We start from the raw sequence: 22342 nt of genomic DNA, 5'->3' as shown, positions 1-22342 counted from the left end.
ACCTCTGGATTTCCGCTGGGCACGTTTGAGGGGATAGCCTTTAGGTGAGACTGCGCATGTGATCCTTGTCGCTTACTTCGAGGAGGTGCCCCGGTGCCCACCCCTATTGCCGTTGACCGTCTAGTCACCGGCGTCCTCGAAGACGTAGCCGCGCGGGAGGCGAAGGTCTCCTTCCAGGACATCAAGGCGAAATCCCGCTCGATGGAACCGCCCCGGGACGCCAAGGCGGCGCTTTTGACCAACGGTTGCTCGGTGATCACCGAATTCAAGCGCGCGGTGCCGTACCTCGGCGAAATCGCCCGGCTGGACAACCCCGAGCGCATGGCGCGCCTCGCCCAAGACTTCCAGGAAGCCGGCGTGGTGATGATGGCCTGCCAGACCGACCGGCGCCGCTTCCACGGCTCGCTGGACGACATGCGCCTTATCCGGGCGGCCACCGAGGTGCCTATGATCTGCCGCGACATCATCGTCGACCCCTACCAGATCCACGAGGCGCGCTGCTTCGGCGCGGACGTCGTTCCCTTGCAGGTCGCCCTCCTGGAGCAGGCGCGCCTGGAGGCGCTGTTGGATCGGATTGAGTCGCTCGGCATGGTCGCCCTGCTGGAGATCCGCAGCAGCCAGGACGCGGACCGGGCCATGCAGGCCGGCGGGACCGTGGTGGGCATTAACGCGTGGTCGCTGTCCTCGGACGCCATCGACCGTGGGGCCTTCGCTGAGATTGTGCCGGGCCTGCCCGAGTCCCTGCTGCGGATCGCCGTCGGTGGGGTCGAGAACCCCCGCAACCTCCTGGGCTACGCCTCGCAGGGCGCCGACGCCGTGATGGTCGGCGAGTCGGTGATGTCCGCCCAGGATCCGACCGCACTGGCCCGCAGCTTGGTGGCCGCCGGCAAGCACCCGGCCTGCCCGTCGCGCAAGACCCCCTGATCTCGCATTCGGGTGGGCTTTGGGGCACACTGTGTACGTGCAGATTATGAACTTGGCCAATATCCCGTCCCCGCCGCAGGGCGTGTGGCACGTGGGCCCGATTCCTATCCGCGCCTACGCGCTGTGCATCGTCGCCGGCATCCTGGTGGCTATGTGGATGACCCTGCGCCGTTACCGCGCGATGGGCGGGAACCCGGACACCGTCTGGGACGCCGCCATCGTGGTCATCCCCGCCGGCATCGTCGGCGGGCGCCTCTATCACGTCATCACGGATTACGATAAGTACTTCTGCGCCGAGTGCAATCCGGTCGACGCGCTGAAGATTACTAACGGCGGCCTGGGCATTTGGGGCGCGGTGGCGCTCGCGGCGGTGGCGCTGTGGGTGATGTTCAAGGTCAAGGGCATCCCGCTGGGGCCGTTCGCGGACGCGGTGGCGCCGGGGCTGGTGCTGGCCCAGGGCATCGGCCGCCTGGGCAACTGGTTTAACCAGGAGCTCTACGGGGCGGAAACCGACGTTCCGTGGGCGCTGGACATCTACTACCGCGTCGACGAGGCCGGCCGGGTAGCGCCGGTCAGTGGCGCCTCCACGGGCGAGGTGATGGCCTCGGTCCACCCGACCTTCCTCTACGAGCTGCTGTGGAACGTCGCCGTGTGCCTGTTCCTGCTCTGGGCGCACCGCGCCTGGAAGCTGGGGCACGGGCGGGTCTTCGCCCTCTACGTCATGGGCTATACTTTTGGCCGCTTCTTCATCGAGCAGATGCGCACGGACGAGGCCACGCTGATTTTCGACGTGCGCGTCAACGTGCTGGTTTCCGTGGTGGTCTTCGTGGCGGCCTGCATCGTCTTCTTCCGTCTGCCGCGCGGGCAGGAGTCCGCGGACGAGGTGGATCCGAAGTTTCCCGCGGCCGCTCAGGAGCGCTCCGAACCCTAATGTGGGAATCTGTGGGATTGTTTCCGTTTTTGCAGTGGCACCCGCCGCGGGGGCGGGGTACGTTGGGAATGGTTAGGCAGTCACCATTACAGGAGTAGGCACAGATAAATGTTGGATAGAAGAACCAAAATCGTATGTACGCTCGGCCCCGCGGTCGCGAGCGAAGACGCTATTCACCGCTTGGTCGAAGACGGCATGGACGTTGCCCGTCTCAACATGTCCCACGGCGACCACGCCGATCACGAGCAGAACTACCGCTGGGTGCGCGAAGCCACCGATAAGACCGGCCGCGCGGTCGGCATCCTGGCCGATCTCCAGGGCCCGAAGATCCGCCTCGGCCGCTTTAAGGAGACCGAGACTTACTGGGAGACCGGCGAGGTAGTCCGGATTACCATCGACGACGTCGAGGGCACCCACGACCGCGTGTCCACCACCTACAAGGGCCTGGCTAACGATGCCCAGCCCGGCGACCGCCTGCTCGTCGACGACGGCAAGGTAGCCCTGGTCTGTAAGGAAGTCGACGGCAACGACGTCGTCTGCGAGGTCACCGAGGGCGGCCCGGTCTCCAACAACAAGGGCGTGTCCCTGCCAGGCATGGACATCTCCGTGCCGGCGCTGTCCGAAAAGGACATCGAGGACCTGCGCTTCGCCCTGCGCCTGGGCGTGGACTTCATCGCCCTGTCCTTCGTGCGCTCGCCTGCGGACGTGGATCTGGTCCACGAGGTGATGGACGAGGAGGGCCGCCGCCTGCCGGTCATCGCCAAGCTGGAGAAGCCGGAGGCCGTGGACGCGCTCGAGTCCATCGTCCTGGCCTTCGACGCCATCATGGTCGCCCGCGGCGACCTGGGCGTCGAGGTCCCGCTGGAGCAGGTCCCGCTGGTGCAAAAGCGCGCCATCCAGATCGCCCGCGAGAACGCCAAGCCGGTCATCGTCGCCACCCAGATGCTGGACTCGATGATCGAAAACTCCCGCCCGACCCGCGCGGAGGCCTCCGACGTGGCCAACGCCGTGCTGGACGGCGCGGACGCGGTGATGCTCTCCGGCGAGACCTCTGTCGGCGTCGACCCGCACAACGTGGTGCGCACCATGGCGCGAATCGTCTCCCGCGCGGAAACCGACGGGCGCGTGCCGCCGCTGGCGCACGTCCCGCGCACCAAGCGCGGCGTGATTTCCTATTCCGCCCGCGATATCGCCGAGCGCCTCAACGCGAAGGCAATCGTGGCGTTTACCACCTCGGGTGACACCGCCCGTCGCGTGGCCCGCCTGCACTCGCAGCTGCCCCTGCTGGTCTTCACCCCGAACCAAGCGGTGCGTTCCCAGCTGGCGCTGACCTGGGGCGCGCAGACCTTCCTGAGCCCGCAGGTCGGCTCGACGGATGAGATGATGGAGGCCCTGGACGAGGCCCTGTTGTCCATGGACGCCTACGACGAGAACGACCTCATGGTCGTCGTCGCCGGTACCCCTCCGGGAATCTCCGGCAACACCAACATGATCCAGTGCCACCTGCTGGGAGAGACCCGCTCCTAAGGCACTGACACGGCGAGCGCCCGGCACCTGAACTGGTGCCGGGCGCTCGTGTGTGTCCGGGCCCGCTAGTCGATGGGCAGGGAGTCGAGGTGCCAGACCTCGGTGGCGTAGTCGTGGATGGTGCGGTCGGCGGAAAAGCGCCCCGAGGAGCAGATATTGAGCCAGCACTTGCGGGCCCAGCCGCGCGGGTCGTCGGCGTAGTCGGCGGCCGCCTGGTCGCGCTTGTCGCGGTAGTCGGCGAAATCGCCTAGGACGTAGTAGGTGTCGGCGGCGGAGGTGCCGTAGCCGTCGGTAAGGCTGGAGCGCAGGTCGTCGAAGTTGCGGTCCAGCGTGCCGTTGGTCAGGGCATCGAGGGCGCGGGCCAGGCCGGGCACCTCGTGGTAGAGCGCGCCCGGGTTGTAGTTTTCGCGCAGGCCGGGCAGCTCGTCGTTGCGGGCGCCGAAGATATAGGCGTTCTCGCGGCCGACCGCGTCCACGATCTCGACGTTGGCGCCGTCGAGCGTGCCAAGTGTCAGCGCGCCGTTCATCATGAACTTCATGTTGGAGGTGCCGGAGGCCTCCTTGCCGGCGACGGAGATCTGCTCGGAGACGTCGGCGGCCGGGATGATGTGCTCGGCGGGGGAGACGTTGTAGTTTTCCACGAAGACCACACGGATGATGTCCCGGGTGGCCGGGTCGTTGTTGACCAGGTCGGCCACGGAGTTGATGAGCTTGATGATTTCCTTGGCGCGGACGTAGCCGGGCGCGGCCTTCGCGCCGAAGATGAAGGTGCGCGGGGTTGGCTCCTCGCCGTCCTGGGTGATGCGGAAGTACAGGTCCAGGATGTAGAGCGCGTTGAGCAGCTGCCGCTTGTACTCGTGCAGGCGCTTAATCTGCACGTCGAACAGGGAGTCCGGGTCGACCTCGGCGCCCTGGTGGCGGTGAATCCACTCGGCGAAATCGCGCTTGTTGGCGGCCTTGACCTCCGTGAGCTCATCGAGCAGCGCGGCGCCGTCCGGGCCGTCGGCGAGCCCGGCCAGGCCGGCCAGCTCGTCCAGGTTGGTCACCCAGCTGTCCGAGCCGTTGGCCCGGGTGAGCAGGTCTGCCAGGCGCGGGTTGCACATCTTGAGCCAGCGGCGCGGGGTGACCCCGTTGGTCTTGTTGTTGAACTTCTCGGGGTACATCTCGTGCCAGTCGCGCAGGGTCTCGGCCTTGATGATCTCGGTGTGCAGGGCCGCCACGCCGTTGATGGAGTAGGAGGCGTAGCAGGCGATCCAGGCCATGCGGACCTGGCCGTCAGCCACCGGGGCCAGGTAGTCGATGGTGCCCTGGTCCAGGCCGCGCTGGGCCATGTCCTCGCGGAAGCGGCGGTCGATCTCTGCGACCAGCTCCCAGATGCGCCAGAACAGCCGCTGGAAGATTGAAACCTCCCACTTCTCCATGGCCTCGGCCAGGACGGTGTGGTTGGTATAGGCGAAGGTCTCGGTGACCACCTTCCAGGCATCGTCCCAGCTCATCTGGTGCTCGTCGAGCAGGATGCGCAGCAGCTCCGGGATGGCCAGCACCGGGTGGGTGTCGTTGAGCTGGATGCAGTTGTAGCGGGCGAAACCGCGCAGGTCGTCGCCGTGGTGCTCGAGGTAGTTGTCCACCATCTCCTGCAGGGAGGCGGAGACGAAGAAGTACTGCTGGCGCACGCGCAGGACCTTGCCCTCGTAGGTCGTGTCATTGGGGTAGAGCACGCGGCAGATGTCCATGACGCGCTCGCGCTCGACGATGGCGTCGGTAAACCGCTGGGAGTTGAAGGCGTCGTAGTCGAAGTCGTCGATGGGCTCGGACTTCCAAAGGCGCAGGGTTCCCACGTTGCGGGTGCCGTAGCCGGTGATCGGCAGGTCGTAGGGGATGGCGCGCACGTCCATGTCGTCGAAGTGAATGCGGCGCTGCGTGCTGGCGCGGCGGACCAGGAAGTCGTAGCCGTTTTCCATCCACGCGTCCGGCTTCTCGACCTGGTAGCCGTTGTCGAAGGTCTGCTTGAACAGGCCGTAGCGGTAGAGCAGCCCGTAGCCGGTCACTGGCAGGTTCTGGGTGACCGCGGAGTCCAGGAAACAGGCGGCTAGGCGGCCCAGGCCGCCGTTGCCCAGGGCCGCGTCGTGCTCGGCCTCGAGGACGTCGGCCAGCTCGCGCCCGGTGGACTCGACGTAGGCGCGGGCGTCGTCGACCAGGCCCAGGTTCGTGAGGTTGTTGAGGAGTGCCCGGCCCTGGAGGAATTCGGCGGAGAAATAGTGCTGGCGGCGGGCCGGCGCGTAAGTGCGGCGGGTGGTCTCCCAGTCCGCGGCGATGTGGTCCATGACCGCGTTGGCGAGTCCGGACCAGTACTTGCGGTTAGAGGCGGCAGGAGGGGTCACGCCGGCGGCGGCGCGGACGTGACCGGGGATGACAGAGGAAAAATCCGTGGGAGAGGCCATGGGCAAAGACACCTTCGCGTCGAGGGAGCGTGTAAAACACTGCCTACTGTAACGGAAGGTCGCCCGGCCCGCCCGACTTCGCGCGGGGCGCCTTAGCGGCCCAGATAGGCCAGCACCGCGGTCAGACCCGCCTGGGTGGAGGCCTTAACGGTCGGGGCGTAGTCGGGCAGGAAGTCGGCCTGGTGGTTGACCGGCGGGGTATCTAGCTGCTCGGCCGGGGTGCAGCCGACGTGCCAGAAATAATAGGGCACGCCCCAGGCCTGCGGGAGATAGCAAAAGTCCTCGGAGGCGGTGCTGCCCGTGGAGGTGACGGACTGCTCGCCGAAGACGGCATCGAAGGCGGGACGGAGGGCGGCATCGACGCCCGCGTCGTTGTCGGTGACCTCGCCGTGGGCGTAGTACTCGAAGGTCGGATCCTGGGGGCTGCCGGAGGCCCAGCACTCGGCGCGCACGACGCGCTCCAGGCTGGCGTAGACGCGCTCGGCCACCTGCGGGTCGTAGTAGCGGGTGTTGAGGACCAGCTCGGCGGAGGCCGGGATGATGTTGTTCTTGTCGCCGGAGTGCAGCTCGCCGACGGAGATGACGAAGAACTCGTGCGGGGCCACCTCGCGGCCGACGATGCCCTGCAGCCGCACCACGATCATCGCCGCCAGGAAGGTCGGGTCGATGGAGTTGTGCGGCATGGAGGCGTGGGCGGAGCGGCCGAAGACGCGGATGCGCAGGCTGTCGCAGCCGGCCATGATGGGCCCGGGCGTGCTCTGCACCGTGCCCGCCGGCCCGGGCATGATGTGTTGGCCGAAGCAGACGTCCGGCTTCGGCACGCGATCGGTCAGCCCGTCGGCCAGCATGTATTTCGCCCCCATCGAGGACTCCTCGGCCGGCTGGAACAGCGCCAGGAAGGTCCCGGACCAGGCGTCGCGCCGGGCATCGAGCACCGCGCACACGCCGAGCAGGGCGGTGGCGTGCATGTCGTGCCCGCAGGCGTGCATGGCGCCGCTGGTGGAGGCGTAGTCCGCGCCGGTGGCCTCCCGGACCGGCAGGGCGTCGAAGTCGGCGCGCATCAGCGCGGTGGGGGTGGCGTCGGTGGCCGCGTTGCGGAAGATGGCGACCATGCCGAAGCCGCCGATGCCGTCGACGACCTCGCAGTCCATCCCCTCCAGCCGGGCGCGGATCTGGGCCGCGGTGCGTTCCTCCTCGTGGGAGAGCTCCGGGTGGCGGTGGAGATCCTGATAAAAATCCTCCTGCCAGGACAGGTCGACGCCGTGCTCGCGCACGAATTCCGGATTTTTTGTGGGGGAAGCCATAGATCTCACTCCGTTAGTTTGGGTAGGGTTACCTGCATGCCACTTATTCAGTTCGATGTTCTCGTCCCCGACCACCAAGCCGAGCGCGTGGAGGACGTCTTCCGCGAAGCCTTGGACCGGCTCGTCGACAACGGGCAGTTGGCCCAGGCGAGTGTAAAGCGTCATGATACTCCGCGCCTGGCAGAGGGGGTAGAAGACCAGCTGCGTCAGACCTACCGCGACGAGCACGAAGACCGCGACCTCGACGACGCCCAGGTCCGCCGCTACGCCCTGTCGGTCGAGGGGGCGACCGGTTCCATCAACCAGCTAACGATGGTGCTGTCCCGCCTGCTCACCCCGTACGCCGCGCTGCCGAAGGACCACGTCCTGCTCGAGGACGAGACCGCCCACGAGCGCCCTGCCATCTTCCCCTGGACCGTGGATATCCAGCGCTAGCCCCCTAGCTGTTCCTTGATCTGGCGGGCCAGGGCCTGGCCGGCCGCGCGCAGGCGTTCGGGCATCTCGCCGCCCGCCGGCAGCGCGGCGCTGAGGCTGCCGGCGGGCGGCTCGGCATCGTCGGCGAACTGGCCGGCCGCGATGGCCACGCGCGGCGCGGCGGGGGAGGCTGCCGCGCGCTCGGCGACGGTGCCCACGACCTTGCCGGTCAGCGACTGCGCGTCGAAGCGCCCCTCGCCGGTGACGACGACGTCGGCGGCGGCCAGGTGCCGGTCGAGATCCAGCGCGTCGGCAACGTAGTCGGCCCCGCTGACCACACGCACGTGCTCGTCGTTGCCCCACAGGATGCGCGACATCCAGCTCAGCCCTACCGGGATCGCCCCGGCCGCGCCGAAATGCTCGGCGGCGGGGTCCTGCTCGGTGAACTCGCACAGGCGCAGCAGCGCACCGGTCAGTAGGGCGACCTGCTCGCGGCTCGCGCCCTTCTGCGGGCCGTACATCGCCGGCGCCTGCTGGGGGACGCAGCGCGTATCCGCCAGCAGGGTGTAGTCGAGCATCCCGGCCTTGTAGTTCAGCTGCGCGGTGTCGATGTCGCCCAGGCGGACCAGCTCGGCCGGGCCCTGAGCCAGGGCGAGGCCGCGGGCGTCGTGGGGCGCGGCGCCGAGTGCGCACAGGATGCCGATGCCGCCGTCGACGGTCGCGCTGCCGCCCAGGCCCAGCACGATGGATTTGGCACCGCGGGTCTCGGCGTCGGCGATGAGGGCGCCGGTGCCGAAGGAGTCCGCGCGGAGGGGATCCGGGCTATCGGCGACCGCCGGCAGGCCGGTAGCGGCAGCGACGTCGATATAGGCCGTGGCGTTTTCCGGATCGAAGTAGTATTCCGCCTCCGTGAGCCGGCCGAGAGCGTCCACCGAGGGGATGTGCACGCGGTCGAGCTGCCGGCCGGCGAGGCTGGCCGCGGTGGCCAGCGCCAGCGCGGTGCCTTCGCCGCCGTCGGCTAGCGGGCAGGTCACCACCGTGGCGTCGGGGAGTTCCTGCCGGATTCCGGAGGCCAGGCCGGCGGCGGCCAGGCTCGAGCTAGCGGTGCCTTTGAAAGAGTCTGGGGCGACGACGATATGCATGGGCGCAATTATAGGGCACGCTTTTTCTCTCACCCGCGGCCAGCCGGTGAAAGCTGGGGCGCTTCACCCCTTAATTTCGGTAGTATGACAGAAAATATATCTCGCAAAAACGCAGCTAGGAAGGGGTGAGTAATTTTTAGCGCCCAAAAAGTGGTTGCGAAAGTGGCCTCGCCCAAGGAAACTGTCACTAGACAGGCCCCGCGAAAACCGGGGACTGGTCGAAGCCAATTAGTTACTACCGAGCAGGAGAAGACATGTCCGTAGACCTCCAGATTTCCGATTACTACAACAAGCTGCTGAAGAGGAACGCGGGCGAGCCGGAATTCCACCAGGCGCTCTCCGAGGTCCTGGACTCGCTGAAGATCGTCCTGGAAAAGGATCCCCACTACGCGGATTACGGCCTGGTCGAGCGGCTCTGCGAGCCGGAGCGCCAGCTCATCTTCCGCGTGCCGTGGACCGACGCCGAGGGTAATATCCGCGTCAACCGCGGCTTCCGCGTCCAGTTCAACTCGGCGCTGGGCCCGTACAAGGGCGGCCTGCGCTTCCACCCGTCGGTCAACCTGGGCATCATCAAGTTCCTGGGCTTCGAGCAGATCTTCAAAAACTCCCTGACTGGCCTGCCCATCGGCGGCGGCAAGGGCGGCTCGGACTTCGACCCGAAGGGCAAGTCCGACCAGGAAATCATGCGTTTTTGCCAGTCCTTCATGACGGAGCTGCACCGCCACATCGGCGAATACCGCGACGTGCCGGCCGGTGACATCGGGGTCGGCGGCCGCGAGATCGGCTACCTCTTCGGCCAGTACCGCCGCCTGTCCAACCAGCACGAGTCCGGCGTCCTGACCGGCAAGGGGCTCAGCTGGGGCGGCTCCCTGGTGCGCACCGAGGCCACCGGCTACGGCACCGTCTACATCACCGAGCAGATGGTCCAGTCCCACGGCGAGGACCTCTCCGGTGCCCGCGTGATCGTCTCCGGCAGCGGCAACGTGGCCATCTACGCCGCCGCCAAGGTCCAGGAGCTCGGCGCGACCGTGGTCGCGATGTCGGACTCCGCCGGCTACGTCACCACCCCGGACGGCGTGGACATCGAGCTGCTCAAGGACGTCAAGGAAAACCGTCGCGAGCGCATCTCCGCCTACGCTGCGGAAGCCGGCGGCAACGTCGAATACCACGAGGGTGCGGGCATCTGGTCCGTGGCCGCCGACGTGGCCCTGCCGTGCGCCACCCAGAACGAGTTGGACGGCGACGCTGCCCGCCAGCTCATCGACAACGGCGTGAAGTACGTGGCCGAGGGCGCGAACATGCCGTGTACGCCGGAGGCCGTCCACGCCTTCCAGGACTCCCACGTCAACTTCGTGCCGGGCAAGGCCGCCAACGCCGGCGGCGTGGCCACCTCCGCGCTGGAGATGCAGCAGAACGCCTCCCGCGACTCCTGGTCCTTCGACTACACCGACGACCGTCTGCGCCAGATCATGTCGAATATCTTCACCAACATCGACAAGACCGCCGCGGAATACGACCGCGAGGGCGACTACGTCGCGGGCGCGAACATCGCCGGCTTCAAGAAGGTCGCCGACGCCATGCTCGCCCAGGGCGTTATCTAAAACCGGCTCGGCCGACCCGGACGTCTCCCGCATTTTTTCGGGGAGGCGCCCGGGTTTTTCCGTGCGCGGCGCGGGTGCCCGCAGGGGAGGGGAATAGTCTCAAGTGAAACTTGAGATTTTCCGGGCTTTTCCAGTGTGGGAAGCCGCTGGAACTGGTTGCGCTGGCTAGGCTGGTCATCATGTACCGCGTATTCGAAAGCCTTGATGAACTAGTACAGAACCTGGAGCAAGCCCGGGGCGTTCCCATGACCTCGAATTGCATGGTTCCCCGCAACGAGATGCTCGCCCTGCTCGACGATCTGCGCAACGCCCTGCCCGTCGAAATCGACGACGCGCAGGACGTCCTCGACAAGCAGGACGAGATTATCCGCGGCGCCGAGGAGCGCGCCGAGCACACCGTGGCGGACGCCAACGCGCAGGCCGACGACATCATCGCCCGCGCCCAGGCGGATTCCGAGTCGATGGTCGCCGACGCCCAGGCGCACGCCGCCGGCCTGGTTGAGCGCGCACAGAACGAGGCCGATTCCACCGTGGAAAAGGCCCGCGCCGACGCCGAGCGCGCCGTCACCCAGGGACAGGAGTCCTACGAGCGCGCCGTGGCCGCCGGTCAGGAAGAGCAGGACCGGTTGGTCTCCGAGTCGGAGGTGGCGCGCCGGGCCAACGAAGAAGCCCACCGGATCGTGGACACCGCCCACTCCGAGTCCCACCGCCTGCGCACCGAGTGCGACGAGTTCGTGGACAGCAAGCTCGGCGAGTTCGAGGAGACCCTCAACTCCGTGCTGCGGACCATTTCCTCGGATCGCACGGCCCTGCGCCGCGGCGCCGGTGCCGCCGGCCGGGCGGGCGGCAGCGATTATTCCCGCGGTTACAACAGCTACAGCCAGGATTCCTACGAAGCCGGCTACGACAGCGGTTACGACAACCGCGGATAGGCTCCGGCCCGGCCTGGCCGGCCCCGCCCGGTCGGGGCGGGGGTAGCTGCCGGCGGGAAGCTACTAGAAATACGCCGGTGTGCGCTGGGTGCTGGTGGGCTCGACGGGCGCGGACTTGATGTTGAGGAAGGCCGCGATCAGGGCGAAGATAAGCCCCGGCAGCGCGCACAACGGCCACAGCAGCATGAAGGACGCCAGCAGATCACCCTCCCCGCCGCTGGTGACGTGGCCGGTTAGGAGCCCGTAGGAATAGACGGAGGCGTGGACCAGCCCGATCCCGGTGGTCAGAGCGCCGACCGAACAGAACGCGGCACTGAGAGGTTCCTTCGCGCTCCAGGTCAGCTGGGCGGCGCAGACCGCCATGCAGGCAGCGCCCAGCAGCACGGTGATTTCAAAGGGGACCGGTACAAACAGCAGGATGCCGACGACCATGCCGGTCAACAGCGCGATCAGGCAGACGCGGCGCAGGCGGGAGCCGGTGGAACCGGTGATCCCGGCCGGGTGTGGCCCGCGCAGCCGGCGGACGAGGGAGCCCACCAGGCCAAGGCAGACTGTCGGGGCGATGACCGCGAGGGGAAAAGACCACGCCACCTCGCGCAGGCCCGCCAACATGGATTCGTTCATGGTCTACCAGTCTAGGCAGGTCGCCCGCGGGGTTAAAGGAAAAATCGGGCTCCCCAACGCATTATGACCGCTCGCTCAGGAGGCTGACAGATTACCCAGCAAAGTCTTTAGCTAGCTGTGCGTCTGGGCAGCGCGTGTGCCGTGTTGACCGGCGGGGTAGGATATCCGGTGATATGACTTCACCACTGAAATTTAACGTTGCTTCGCTGCTGGGCGCGTTCGCCGAGGGCCTGCCGACCCAGCGCAGCCAGACCGGTCCCGCCCCAGCGCGCATCGGCGGCGAAATGCTTGCCGTCCCAGAGGGCGAGGAGCTGACCGTGGACGCGACCCTGACCCCGCTGGGCGGGGGCGTGCTTGTCGATGCCGACGTGCGCGGCCTCCTGCACGGCGAGTGCTCCCGGTGCTTAAGCCCCCTGAACCCGCCGCTGGACATCCACGTCAGCCAGGTCTTCGCCGCCGACAACGATTTCATCACCGGCGATCCGGAATCCGAGGAGGAACAGGGCTCCGGCGACGAGATCGGCCAGGTCGAAGGCGACGAGGTGGATCTGCTGCAGCCGGTCATCGACGAGGTCGGCCTGAGTCTGCCTTTCGCCCCGGTCTGTGAGAACGGCTGCGATATCCAGACGCCGAAGGGCGTGACCACCGGGGTGTCCGGCGAGAAGGACCCGGACGACGAGAAGGTGGACCCGCGGTGGGCCGGGCTGGAGAAGTTCCTGTGAGCAAGAAAGCAAAGCTAGATCCGCTGGCCGCCTGGGCGGTCGCCTACGACGCGGTCGATCACACCCCGCTGCGCGAGAAGCTGCAGGTCAACCTCGACGACGAGCACCTGCGCCTGGCGCTGACCCACCGCTCGTTTGCCAACGAGAACGGCCACCTGCCCAACAACGAGCGCCTAGAGTTTCTGGGCGACGCCGTGCTGGGCCTGTCCGTGGCCGCGCAGCTCTACGAGCAGTACCCGTCCCGGCCCGAATCCGACATCTCCAAGATGCGCGCCTCCATCGTCTCGCGCTACGGCCTGGCCGATATCGCCCGCGAGATCGGCCTGGGCTCCTATATCCTGCTGGGCAAGGGCGAGCAGTCCTCCGGCGGGGCCAACAAGGAGTCGATCCTGGCCGATACCACCGAGGCGCTGCTGGGGGCCATCTACCGCCAGTTCGGCTTTGCGACCGCCCGCCGGGTGGTGCTGCGGCTGTTCCAGCATAAGATTGACACCGCCACCGTCGCCGGCCGGCACCTGGACTGGAAGACCACCCTGCAGGAGCTGTGCGCCGAGCTGCACGCGCCGATGCCCGTCTACGAGGCCAGCTCCACCGGCCCGGAACACGATCAGACCTTCACCGCGGTCGCCCTAGTCAACGGCCAGGAATTCGGCCGCGGCGAGGGGCATAACAAGAAGCTGGCGGAGCAGCAGGCCGCGCACCTGGCCTGCGACAAGCTGCGCGAGTCCCCGCGGCTGGTCGCCGGTACCGCGAACCCGGGTGCGGCGAGCGACTAGCACCCAACAACACCGTGCCGGAATTACCAGAAGTTGAGGTGGTCCGCCGGGGGCTGGAGCCCTACGTGGTCGGGCGCACCTTCGAGGCCGTCGAGGTCCTGCACCCGCGCGCCACACGCGGCCAGGACGTGCCCTTAGGCGACCTGCTCGTCGGCGCCCGCGTGCGCGCGGTGGCTCGTCGCGGCAAATACATGTGGTTGGAGCTAGCCGGCGAGCCCGCCGACGACCCCGCCCGCAACGTGGTCTTTATCCACCTGGGCATGTCGGGGCAACTGCGCGTGGGACACAATGATTCCGCCCACGTGCGCATCCGCACGCAGCTTAGCGGCGGGGTGGAACTAGACTTCATCGATCAGCGCACCTTCGGCCGCTGGCACTACGGTCCCCTGGAGACGATCGCGCACATCGCCCGGGACCCGCTCGATCCGGCCTTTGATATCGCGGCGGCCGCGCGCCGGATCACCGCGAAGAAGGTGCCGATAAAGACCGTCCTGCTGGATCAGACGGTGGTCTCGGGTATCGGCAATATCTACGCCGACGAGGCCCTGTGGCTGGCCGGCCTCGACCCCCGAAAGCGGGCGAGTGCGCTGCGCCAGTACCGGGCCCGCGAGGTCATCGAGGCTGCCGCGACGGTCATGCGCACCGCGCTGGCCGCCGGCGGGACGAGTTTCGACTCGCTCTACGTCAACGTCAACGGTGAGTCCGGGTATTTTGCCCGGGATTTGAACGCCTACGGGCGGGCGGGGCTGCCTTGCCGCCGGTGCGGCAACCTGCTGCAACGGCGGGTGCTGGGTGGGCGCTCGACGCACTATTGCCCTCAGTGTCAGGCCTTCGAGTGATCTCCCATAGCGTGATCTAGGCTATGTTATTTACATGACTTTTCTCGAAAACATCGTTGGCGCAGGCAACGATTTTCTGTGGACCTGGGTGGTGCCGTGGCTGCTGATCGGCGCGGGCATCTTCTTCGGCATTCGCACGGTTCTGGTCCAGATCCGCATGGTGCCCGACATGTTCAAGGCCGTCGTCGAGCGGCCCAACGGCACCGGGCGCGATGAGGACGAGGACTACGGCGGCATCTCCGCTTTCAAGGCCTTTACCATCTCGGCCGCTTCCCGCGTGGGCACCGGCAATATCGCCGGCGTGGCCGTGGCTATCTCCCTGGGCGGTCCTGGCTCGGTGTTCTGGATGTGGATTATCGCCATCCTGGGCGGCGCGACGGCCTTCATCGAGTCCACGCTGGCGCAGCTGTGGAAGGTCCGTGACGGCGACGCCTACCGCGGCGGCCCGGCCTACTACATGAAGCGCGGCCTCGGCTGGGGCCCGCTGGGCGTTATCTTCTCCGTCGCCATCGCCTTTACCTTCGGCTTTGTCTACAACGCTTTCCAGACCAACGCCATCGCGGATTCCCTGTCGACCTCGATGGGCAACGACAGCTTCGCCTTCAAGGCCATCGTGGGCGTTATCATCGCGGCGATTTCCGGGCTTATCATCTTCGGCGGCGTCCAGCGCATCGCCAACATGACCCAGCTCATCGTGCCGTTCATGGCCGGCGCCTACCTCATCGTGGGCCTGTTCGTCGTGGTCACCAACCTCGATGCCGTCCCGGCCATGTTCGAGGCCATCATCGGGCACGCGTTCGGCTTCAAGGAGATTGCCGGCGCGGCCCTGGGTACCGCGATGATGCAGGGCATCCAGCGTGGCCTGTTCTCCAACGAGGCGGGCGAGGGTTCGGCCCCGAACGCGGCGGCGACCGCGACGGTTTCCCACCCGGTCAAGCAGGGCCTGGTCCAGACCCTGGGCGTCTACTTCGACACCCTGGTCGTGTGTACCATCACCGCGTTTATCATCCTGCTGGGCTCCGAGGTCAATTACGGCGAGGAAGCCGAGGGCGTGTCCCTGACGCAGACCGCGCTGTCGTCCGAGGTGGGCGACTGGGGCATCCACTTTGTGACCTTCATCCTGTTCTTCCTGGCGTTCTCTTCCATCCTGGGTAACTACTACTTGGCCGAGGCCAACGTCGAGTACCTGTCGCGCTCCAAGGTCGTGTTGGTGGTCTTCCGCCTGGTGGTCCTCTTCTTCGTCTGGTTCGGCGCGGTGGGCACGCTCCCGCTGGTCTTCTCGCTGGCCGATACCGGCGCCGGTACCATGGTCGTGCTCAACATCATCGCCATCGTCCCGCTGAGCGGCGTGGCCATCAAGCTGCTCAAGAACTACAACGAGCAGCGCCGCAAGGGCGTGGACCCGGTCTTCCACCGGGACATGCTGCCCGAGGTTAAAAACGTCGAATGCTGGGACGGCAGCGACCCGGTTACCCGCCGCAGCGTGGAGGATCGCCAGATCCTGCGCGACGATGCCGCCCCGGACAAGTCCTAGCCCGCGGCAAGGATTCAGTTAGCCCTCTAGCACCAGAAAGGTGACAGCACGAATGACCAAGCGCATGACCGCCTTCGTCCACGGCCACGTCCAAGGGGTGGGGTTTCGGTGGTGGACCCGTTCGCGGGCGCTGGAGCTCGGGCTGTCGGGGCACGCGACGAACCTGCGGGACGGGCGCGTCCAAGTCGTCGCGGAGGGGCCGGCCGCCGACTGCGCGCGGCTGCTCGAGCTGCTGCGGGAAGAGCCGTCAACGACGTCTCGCCCCGGCCGGGTGGATACTGTCGTGGAACAGTATTCCGACCCGCGGGGCGAGGAAGGCTTTATCGAGCGTTAAGAAATAACCGGGCGCCGGTGGATGGCCGCGGCTAGCGCGGCGGCCGGATCGTCGTGGACACGAGGTTCGGCGGCTCGGGGAGGGAATGGGTGACCTCCACGGCACGCTCCAGCAGCTCCTCTTTGTCCATGGCGAAATTCGTCTCCGCCCAGCACATGATGATGTTGAACAGGAGCCCGTTCCAGGTCACCCCGGCGATGGTGTCCTCGAATTCGTCGAGGTTCTTGTTGAGCTCTTCGAGGATGCGGTAGTGAGCGCCGGCGGAGATGGCCAGGGTCAGCTCCTCGCGGTACTGCCAGGTCTTGTCCAAGACCGCGGCCCAGTAGCTGCGCAGGGAATCGCGGGCCGAGGGGGTGGTGCCAATCTCGTCGAAGACGCGGTGGATGAACTGCTCCACTACTGAGTCTTTGGTGGGGAAGTGCCGGTAAAACGAGGAGCGCGAAATCTTCGCGGTCCGGATTATCTCGGAGGCCGTGATATCGGCAAACAGATTGTCCTTGGCGAGGACTTTGACGGCCTGGAAAACTGCCCGACGGGTTTCTTGCTTGCTGCGCTCGTTGTGAGCACGCAAGACCCGGGCCTGAGGAGTGGTCACCTTGTTTTCAACTCAGCTTTCTGGGGTAGGGTTCAACCGGGGAAGTTGAACTGATGTTAAAGTTCTAATCCTAGAGCATGTTAATGAGGAATCTTAACTTTGTTCAGCAAAATTTTACTCATATGTTAACACCGTTTGATGTTGGCCAAATTTATATTTGACCTTTGTTCTTCGCGGCGCTTAGCGGCCATTGGTGTGAAGCCTAGCGAAGCTAAGTTGTTAGACTTTATCCAATGCACCTGAAATCACTCACGCTCAAAGGGTTTAAGTCCTTTGCCTCGGCGACGACGCTCAAATTCGAGCCGGGGATCTGCGCCGTGGTGGGCCCGAACGGATCGGGCAAATCCAACGTGGTAGACGCCCTCGCGTGGGTAATGGGGGAAGGCAGCGCCAAGACGCTGCGCGGCAGCAAGATGCAGGACGTCATCTTCGCCGGCGCCGGGGACAAGAAGCCGCTCGGCCGCGCCGAGGTCACCCTGACCATCGACAACTCCGACGGGGCGCTGCCCATCGACTACCGCGAGGTCTCCGTGACCCGCCGCATGTTCCGCGACGGCGCCAGCGAGTATGAAATTAATGGCTCCAAGGCGCGCCTCATGGATATCCAGGAGCTGCTCTCAGACTCCGGCATTGGCCGCGAAATGCACATCATCGTCGGACAGGGCAAGCTCGCGGAAATCCTCGAGTCCCGGCCGGAGGAGCGCCGCTCCTATATTGAGGAAGCGGCCGGCGTCCTCAAACACCGCCGCCGACGCGAGAAGGCCCAGCGCAAGCTCAACGGCATGCAGGCCAACCTCGACCGGCTGACCGACCTGACCGAGGAGCTGGGCAAACAGCTCAAGCCGCTTGCCCGCCAGGCCGAGGCCGCCCAGCGCGCAGCCACCGTCCAGGCGGACCTGCGCGACGCTCGCCTGGGGCTGGCCGGCGCCCGGATCGTTTCCTTGCGCGGCCAGCTCGACGATGCCCGCGCGGCCACCCAGCGCACAGCCGAGTCCCTGGCCACATCCCAGGCCGTGCTGGAGGAGACCACCGGCGCCCAGCTCGACCTCGAGACCGAGCTGGAAGAGGTTGCCCCCGCAGCGGAGGCGGCCCAGCAACTCTGGTTCGACCTGTCCAACCTGAGCGAGCGCATCGCCGCAACCCTGCGCATTGCTGCCGAACGCGCCCGCACCTCCGGCGAGGCGACCGCCTACCAGGGCCAAGAACCCGAAGAGCTGGAGGCGCGCGCCCGCCAGGCGGACGAAGACTACGAGATGCTGCTGGCTAGCGCCGAGGCCGCCGCCGAGGCCTTCGAAGAGGCCAAGGAGGAAGTCGCCGCCCGCCAGGAGGAATACGCCGCGGAGGAAAAGGAGCACCGCGCCCAGGTCCGCGCCCTGGCGGACCGCCGCGAAGGCGTGGTGCGCCTAGTTGCGCAGGAAGAATCCCAGACCAGCCGCGTGGAACAGGCCGAAGCCGAGCTCGCCCGCCAGGAGGCCACCTGCGAGTCCACCCGGGAACGCGTGAGCCAGGCCCGCCGCGAGGCCGACGACGTCGGCGACAAACTCACCGCCCTGCAGGCCGAGCGCGATCCCTTGGACGAGGCGCACGTGCGCGCCGCCAGCGAGTCCGACGCCGCCGACAAGCGCCTCGAGCAGCTGCGCGACGATCAGCGCGACCGCGACCGCGAGGTCTACACGCTGCGAGCGCAGATCGATACCCTCGCGCAGACCGCCCCGCCGGCCATCGAGCTCGGCGCGGACTTCTCGCCGCTGGCCGATCACGTCACCACTAAATACGACTCCGCCCTGGCCGCGGCGCTGGGCGCCTTTGCCGAGGCCCAGGCCGGGCAGGTCGATGGCGACCTGCTTGAACAGCTCAGCGGCGCCGCCCGCACCGCCGTGGTCGATACCGAGGCCCCGGCCAGTTCCGGTTGGCGCCTGCAGGCCGAGCTGCCCGCCGGGACCAGCTGGCTGCTCGACGAGGTCGAGGTAGACCCCGCCGTCAGCGCCGGCCTGAACCGCCTGCTGGCCGACGTCGTGCTCGCCCCCACGGTGGATGCCGCCCGGGAGCTCGTCGCCGCCGATCCGCGTCTGCGGGCCGTGACCCCGGACGGCGTGCTCTGCGGCGAGGGCTGGCTGCAGGCCGGCACGGGCGCCTCTTCGACCGTGGAGGTCAGCGCCCAGATCGCCCAGGCGCGCCAGCGCCTGGAGGCCGCCCAGACCGCCGCCGAGGAACTGTCCGGCACCCTGGAAGGCGCCAAGCAAGCGGCCGAGGAAGCACGCGTCGCGGCGGCCTCGGCGACCGCGGCCCTGCAGGAACACGACGCCCAGATAGCGGCCTGGCAGCGCGACCACCAGCGCCTCCTCCAGCAGGTTGAGGCCAATACGAAGGAACACGAAAAGGCCGCCGCCCGCGCCACCGAGCTGGATGTCCAGCTCGATAAGGCCCGGGAGGAACTGGAGCAGACCCGCGACCGGCTCAGCCGCGTCGATGACGACGAGGCCACCGAGGAGCCGGACTCCGCGGCGCGCGATGCGGCATCGGCCGCCCTGGAGCAGGCCAAAAACCGCCAGGTGGAGGCCCAATACGCGGCCCGTTCGGCCCAGGAGAAGGTCTCCCAGGTCGCCGGCAAGGCGGATAACCTGCGCCGGCAGGCCGAAAACGAGCGCCTGGCCAAGCAGCGCCACGACAACGCCCAGGCCCGCCGCCGCGCCCAGGCCCGCCTGGCCGCCGCCGTGCAACGCCACGCCGAAGACCTCGCGGCCCGCGCCGCCGATGCCCTCGACCGTGCCACCGAGCGCCGCGACGAGCTGGTCAACCAGCGCAACGCGCTCAACGCCCGGCTGGCCTCGGCCAAGCAGGCCGTCTCCTCCGCCAGGCAGCAGGCCGAAAGGTTCACCCAGCAGGCCCACGACGCGGAGGTCGCCCAGACCCAGGCGCAGGTCCGCGTCGACGAGGCCGAGGAGAAGGTCACCGAGCAGCTCGGCATCTCGATTGCTGATCTGCTGCGCGACTACACCCCGGGCCCCGAGTTCGATCAGGCCGCGGAGAAGAAACGCCTCAAGCAGGCGGAGAAGGACTTGAACTCGCTGGGCAAGGTCAACCCGCTGGCGCTGGAGGAGTACCGCGCGCTGGAGGAGCGCTACCGCTACCTGTCCACGCAGCTCGACGACGTCATCCAGGCCCGCCGCGACCTGGAAGGGGTCATCGAGGACGTCGACGCGCGCATCCTGCAGCTGTTCACCGACGCCTGGCGCGACGTGGAGGCGGAATTCCCGAAGGTCTTTTCCACGCTCTTCCCGGGCGGGGAGGGGCGCCTGGTGCTCACGGAGCCGGATTCCATGCTGACCACCGGCATCGAGGTCGAGGCCCGCCCGCCGGGCAAGAAGGTCAAGCGCCTGTCCTTGCTTTCCGGTGGGGAGAAGTCCCTGACCGCCCTGGCGATGCTGGTCGCCATCTTCCGCGCCCGCCCCTCGCCCTTCTACGTCATGGATGAGGTTGAGGCCGCCCTCGACGACGTCAACCTGCGCCGGCTCATCGCGCTGTTCGAGGAGTTGCGCAACGACTCGCAGCTCATCGTGATTACCCACCAGAAGCCGACGATGGACGTGGCCAACGTGCTCTACGGCGTGACCATGCGCGGCGACGGGATTACCCGCGTCATCTCGCAGCGCATGAATCCCGCCGGCACGGCTCCGGGCACCGAGCAGGCTGCTGACGATGCCGCCCGCCTCGGCGTCGATGCCTCCTCCCGGGGTTAAACCCCGGGCCCACCTCACTAGCGCGGCCGTTTGCTGGCACTATGGAAGGCATGGAATCTAACTTAGCGCTATGGATTGGCATTGCCGTCGTCGTCCTTATCGTCATCGCCCTAGTGGCGGTGGTCTTAGTAGGCAAGCGCCGCGGCGAGAGCAAGAAGGTGTCCTTCAACCAGGAAGACGCCGAGCCGAAGGAACTGACCCAGCAGGAAAAATCCGGAAACTACCAGGCCAAGTCCGGCTTTAATTTCGCCGCCGGCAGCGAGCCAGAAAAGCAGCCGGCCGGCAACCCGAACGCCGCCGGCAACGCAAACGCCGCGGGCATGGCCGGCGTCTTCGCTTCTGCCCACGACGAGCCGGCCAAGGCCGAGCAGCCGGCTCCGGCCACCCCGGCAGAGCCCGCGCAGGCCGACAGCGAGAAGGTTGGCAGTGAGAAGGCTGCCAACGAGGATACCGAGCGGACCGAGAGCGTCGAGGACATCGCCGCCGCGGCCGTAGCCCGCGCGAAGTCTGACGAGCTCGCCGATGCCCCGCTCGCCTCCGAGGCCGACCGCGCCGAGGCCGCCGTTCCGACTGACAAGGCGCCGCAGGCTCCGAAGGCCGAGAAGGCTGAGAAGGCTCCGAAGGCCGAGCCGACCGAGGCAGGGGAGAAGACCGCCCCGGCCACGCAGACCGCGGATGCCGTCTCGGCCGAGCCGGTCGAGCCGGTCGAGCCGGTCGAACCCGCTGAGCAGGCTGAGCCGGCTGAGCCGGCCCAGCCGGAAGCCGCGGACCAGTCCGCCCAGGATGAGACCTCCACCGCGGAGGCCGAGGAAGCCGCCGCTGCCGCCGACGCGCAGACCAGCTCCGCGGAGCGCGACCTCGAGGAGACCCCGGTGCCTACGCCGGCACCGGCCGCAGAAGAAGTTGAGCAGCCGCAGCCGGAGCCGGAGGCTGAGCCCGCAGCGGCGGAACCGCGCGAGGAGATCGCTCCGGCCGTCGGCCGCCTGGGTCGGATGCGCGGGCGCCTGTCGCGCTCCCAGAACGCCATCGGCCAGGGGCTGATGGGCATTCTGTCCGCCGGCGACCTGGACGACGACGCCTGGGAGGAAATCGAAGACACCCTGATCATGGCGGATCTGGGCACGAAGTCGACGCTGAAGGTGACGGAATCGCTGCGCGAGAAGATCGCCGAGCGCGGCGTCAGCAGCGAGGACGAGGCCCGCGCCATGCTGCGCGAGGCGCTCATCGAGGCCGGCCACGTGGAGATGGACCGCTCCATTAAGGCCATGCCGCACGACGGCAAGCCGGCCGTCGTCATGGTCGTCGGCGTCAACGGCACCGGCAAGACCACCACTACCGGCAAGCTGGCGCGCGTGCTGGTCTCCCTGGGCAAGAAGGTCCTGCTGGGCGCCGCGGATACCTTCCGTGCCGCGGCCGCGGACCAGCTCGAAACCTGGGGCAAGCGCGTGGGCGCGGAGACCGTGCGTGGCAAGGAGGGCGCGGACCCGGCATCGGTGGCTTTCGATGCCGTCGCCGCCGGCGTCGAAAACCAAGTCGACGTCGTCCTGGTCGACACCGCCGGCCGCCTGCACACCTCCACCGACCTGATGGACCAGCTGGGCAAGGTCAAGCGCGTGGTGGAAAAGAAGTCGCAGGTCGACGAGGTCCTGCTGGTCATCGACGCCACCGTCGGCCAGAACGGCCTGGTCCAGGCGCGCATCTTCCGCGAGGTCGTGGACATCACCGGCGTGGTGCTGACCAAGCTGGATGGTACCGCCAAGGGCGGCATCGTCTTCCAGGTGCAGGAAGAACTCGGCGTGCCCGTCAAGCTCGTCGGGCTGGGCGAGGGCTCGGACGACCTGGCGCCCTTCGAGGTCGAAAGCTTCGTCGACGCTCTATTGGGCAGCTAAGCGACCCGCCTTTCTATTCACCTTCGGCCCCCGGCTGCAACCGACAGCTGGGGGCCAAAGTGATCGGTGATTA

18 protein-coding genes are annotated in these 22342 nt (G+C 67.3%); 13 read left to right on the top strand and 5 right to left on the bottom strand.

Translation table 11 applies throughout. The features are described 5' to 3' along the window. The first annotated feature begins 93 nt into the window (after positions 1 to 93). The 3 genes from VVS03_RS01905 (at position 94) to pyk (ending at position 3382) form a co-directional block, all read left to right on the top strand. Positions 94 to 924 carry an indole-3-glycerol-phosphate synthase gene (locus VVS03_RS01905; protein ID WP_368533853.1) on the top strand — a complete coding sequence of 277 codons (831 nt, stop codon included), beginning with the start codon at positions 94 to 96 and terminating at the stop codon, positions 922 to 924. 37 nt (positions 925 to 961) lie between these two features. Next, a complete protein-coding gene (gene lgt / locus VVS03_RS01900) occupies positions 962 to 1855 on the top strand; it encodes a prolipoprotein diacylglyceryl transferase (RefSeq protein WP_368533854.1) in 894 nt (297 codons plus the stop codon). Positions 1856 to 1963: 108 nt separating this feature from the next. Continuing rightward, on the top strand, positions 1964 to 3382 hold the full coding sequence (gene pyk / locus VVS03_RS01895; protein ID WP_368533855.1) for a pyruvate kinase: 1419 nt from the start codon (positions 1964 to 1966) through the stop codon (positions 3380 to 3382). A 65-nt stretch (positions 3383 to 3447) separates the two neighbouring features. Here pyk and VVS03_RS01890 read toward each other — a convergent pair whose 3' ends face one another. Next, positions 3448 to 5823 carry a glycogen/starch/alpha-glucan phosphorylase gene (locus tag VVS03_RS01890; RefSeq protein WP_368533856.1) on the bottom strand — a complete coding sequence of 792 codons (2376 nt, stop codon included), beginning with the start codon at positions 5821 to 5823 and terminating at the stop codon, positions 3448 to 3450. A 92-nt stretch (positions 5824 to 5915) separates the two neighbouring features. Next, on the bottom strand, positions 5916 to 7127 hold the full coding sequence (locus VVS03_RS01885) for an amidohydrolase (RefSeq protein ID WP_368533857.1): 1212 nt from the start codon (positions 7125 to 7127) through the stop codon (positions 5916 to 5918). A gap of 36 nt (positions 7128 to 7163) precedes the next feature. On the opposite strand from VVS03_RS01885, the gene VVS03_RS01880 reads away from it, so the two are divergent. Beyond that, the gene (locus tag VVS03_RS01880; RefSeq protein ID WP_368519078.1) at positions 7164 to 7562 is read left to right on the top strand and encodes a hypothetical protein; all 399 of its coding nucleotides are present in this window, start codon (positions 7164 to 7166) and stop codon (positions 7560 to 7562) included. Here VVS03_RS01880 and VVS03_RS01875 read toward each other — a convergent pair. Then, positions 7559 to 8683, bottom strand: coding sequence for a glycerate kinase (locus VVS03_RS01875; RefSeq protein ID WP_368533858.1), 1125 nt, complete (start codon positions 8681 to 8683; stop codon positions 7559 to 7561). The two genes, VVS03_RS01880 and VVS03_RS01875, sit on opposite strands and share 4 nt — an antisense overlap. 254 nt (positions 8684 to 8937) lie before the next feature. Here VVS03_RS01875 and gdhA point away from each other — a divergent pair, with 254 nt between their 5' ends. Beyond that, complete coding sequence (gene gdhA, locus VVS03_RS01870; RefSeq protein ID WP_368519080.1) at positions 8938 to 10284, top strand: NADP-specific glutamate dehydrogenase; 1347 nt, start codon at positions 8938 to 8940, stop codon at positions 10282 to 10284. Positions 10285 to 10463: 179 nt separating this feature from the next. Continuing rightward, a complete protein-coding gene (locus tag VVS03_RS01865; protein ID WP_368533859.1) occupies positions 10464 to 11216 on the top strand; it encodes a DivIVA domain-containing protein in 753 nt (250 codons plus the stop codon). Between the two features lie 63 nt (positions 11217 to 11279). Here VVS03_RS01865 and VVS03_RS01860 read toward each other — a convergent pair whose 3' ends face one another. Next, positions 11280 to 11840 carry a hypothetical protein gene (locus VVS03_RS01860; protein WP_368533860.1) on the bottom strand — a complete coding sequence of 187 codons (561 nt, stop codon included), beginning with the start codon at positions 11838 to 11840 and terminating at the stop codon, positions 11280 to 11282. 173 nt (positions 11841 to 12013) lie between these two features. Between VVS03_RS01860 and VVS03_RS01855 the strand changes: the two genes are divergently transcribed. Genes VVS03_RS01855 through VVS03_RS01835 form a run of 5 tightly spaced genes read left to right on the top strand, consistent with a single transcriptional unit; the run spans position 12014 to position 16045 of the window. Next, positions 12014 to 12562: a DUF177 domain-containing protein gene (locus VVS03_RS01855; RefSeq protein WP_368533861.1), complete on the top strand. Its 549-nt coding sequence runs from the start codon at positions 12014 to 12016 to the stop codon at positions 12560 to 12562. After that, positions 12559 to 13338 (top strand): ribonuclease III, encoded by a 780-nt coding sequence (rnc, locus tag VVS03_RS01850; RefSeq protein WP_368519084.1) that lies wholly within the window; start codon positions 12559 to 12561, stop codon positions 13336 to 13338. The genes VVS03_RS01855 and rnc overlap by 4 nt, the downstream gene beginning before the upstream one ends. Before the next feature lie 14 nt (positions 13339 to 13352). Next, complete coding sequence (mutM, locus tag VVS03_RS01845) at positions 13353 to 14177, top strand: bifunctional DNA-formamidopyrimidine glycosylase/DNA-(apurinic or apyrimidinic site) lyase (RefSeq protein WP_368533862.1); 825 nt, start codon at positions 13353 to 13355, stop codon at positions 14175 to 14177. Between the two features lie 34 nt (positions 14178 to 14211). Beyond that, the gene (locus tag VVS03_RS01840) at positions 14212 to 15711 is read left to right on the top strand and encodes an alanine/glycine:cation symporter family protein (RefSeq protein ID WP_368533863.1); all 1500 of its coding nucleotides are present in this window, start codon (positions 14212 to 14214) and stop codon (positions 15709 to 15711) included. 52 nt (positions 15712 to 15763) lie between these two features. Further along, positions 15764 to 16045 (top strand): acylphosphatase, encoded by a 282-nt coding sequence (locus VVS03_RS01835; protein WP_368519087.1) that lies wholly within the window; start codon positions 15764 to 15766, stop codon positions 16043 to 16045. A gap of 31 nt (positions 16046 to 16076) precedes the next feature. On the opposite strand, the gene VVS03_RS01830 is transcribed toward VVS03_RS01835, so the two are convergent. Continuing rightward, a complete protein-coding gene (locus VVS03_RS01830) occupies positions 16077 to 16640 on the bottom strand; it encodes a TetR/AcrR family transcriptional regulator (protein WP_368533864.1) in 564 nt (187 codons plus the stop codon). 233 nt (positions 16641 to 16873) lie between these two features. Here VVS03_RS01830 and smc point away from each other — a divergent pair, with 233 nt between their 5' ends. Both smc and ftsY read left to right on the top strand, forming a co-directional pair. Beyond that, positions 16874 to 20380 carry a chromosome segregation protein SMC gene (gene smc, locus VVS03_RS01825; protein ID WP_368533865.1) on the top strand — a complete coding sequence of 1169 codons (3507 nt, stop codon included), beginning with the start codon at positions 16874 to 16876 and terminating at the stop codon, positions 20378 to 20380. 50 nt (positions 20381 to 20430) lie between these two features. Continuing rightward, positions 20431 to 22269 (top strand): signal recognition particle-docking protein FtsY, encoded by a 1839-nt coding sequence (ftsY, locus tag VVS03_RS01820; RefSeq protein ID WP_368533866.1) that lies wholly within the window; start codon positions 20431 to 20433, stop codon positions 22267 to 22269. Positions 22270 to 22342 lie beyond the last annotated feature (73 nt).

Source organism: Corynebacterium sp. LK2537, assembly GCF_040946485.1.
Lineage (GTDB): Bacteria > Actinomycetota > Actinomycetes > Mycobacteriales > Mycobacteriaceae > Corynebacterium.
This window is presented reverse-complemented; position numbering and strand designations above follow the sequence as displayed.

Excerpts from the sequence above, each read along its gene's own strand:
- pyk (WP_368533855.1), top strand. The coding sequence starts at position 1,964 with ATGTTGGATAGAAGAACCAAAATCGTATGTACGCTCGGCCCCGCGGTC.
- VVS03_RS01890 (WP_368533856.1), bottom strand. The coding sequence starts at position 5,823 with ATGGCCTCTCCCACGGATTTTTCCTCTGTCATCCCCGGTCACGTCCGC.
- VVS03_RS01885 (WP_368533857.1), bottom strand. The coding sequence starts at position 7,127 with ATGGCTTCCCCCACAAAAAATCCGGAATTCGTGCGCGAGCACGGCGTC.
- VVS03_RS01880 (WP_368519078.1), top strand. The coding sequence starts at position 7,164 with ATGCCACTTATTCAGTTCGATGTTCTCGTCCCCGACCACCAAGCCGAG.
- VVS03_RS01875 (WP_368533858.1), bottom strand. The coding sequence starts at position 8,683 with ATGCATATCGTCGTCGCCCCAGACTCTTTCAAAGGCACCGCTAGCTCG.
- gdhA (WP_368519080.1), top strand. The coding sequence starts at position 8,938 with ATGTCCGTAGACCTCCAGATTTCCGATTACTACAACAAGCTGCTGAAG.
- VVS03_RS01865 (WP_368533859.1), top strand. The coding sequence starts at position 10,464 with ATGTACCGCGTATTCGAAAGCCTTGATGAACTAGTACAGAACCTGGAG.
- VVS03_RS01860 (WP_368533860.1), bottom strand. The coding sequence starts at position 11,840 with ATGAACGAATCCATGTTGGCGGGCCTGCGCGAGGTGGCGTGGTCTTTT.
- VVS03_RS01855 (WP_368533861.1), top strand. The coding sequence starts at position 12,014 with ATGACTTCACCACTGAAATTTAACGTTGCTTCGCTGCTGGGCGCGTTC.
- VVS03_RS01840 (WP_368533863.1), top strand. The coding sequence starts at position 14,212 with ATGACTTTTCTCGAAAACATCGTTGGCGCAGGCAACGATTTTCTGTGG.
- VVS03_RS01835 (WP_368519087.1), top strand. The coding sequence starts at position 15,764 with ATGACCAAGCGCATGACCGCCTTCGTCCACGGCCACGTCCAAGGGGTG.
- smc (WP_368533865.1), top strand. The coding sequence starts at position 16,874 with ATGCACCTGAAATCACTCACGCTCAAAGGGTTTAAGTCCTTTGCCTCG.
- ftsY (WP_368533866.1), top strand. The coding sequence starts at position 20,431 with ATGGAATCTAACTTAGCGCTATGGATTGGCATTGCCGTCGTCGTCCTT.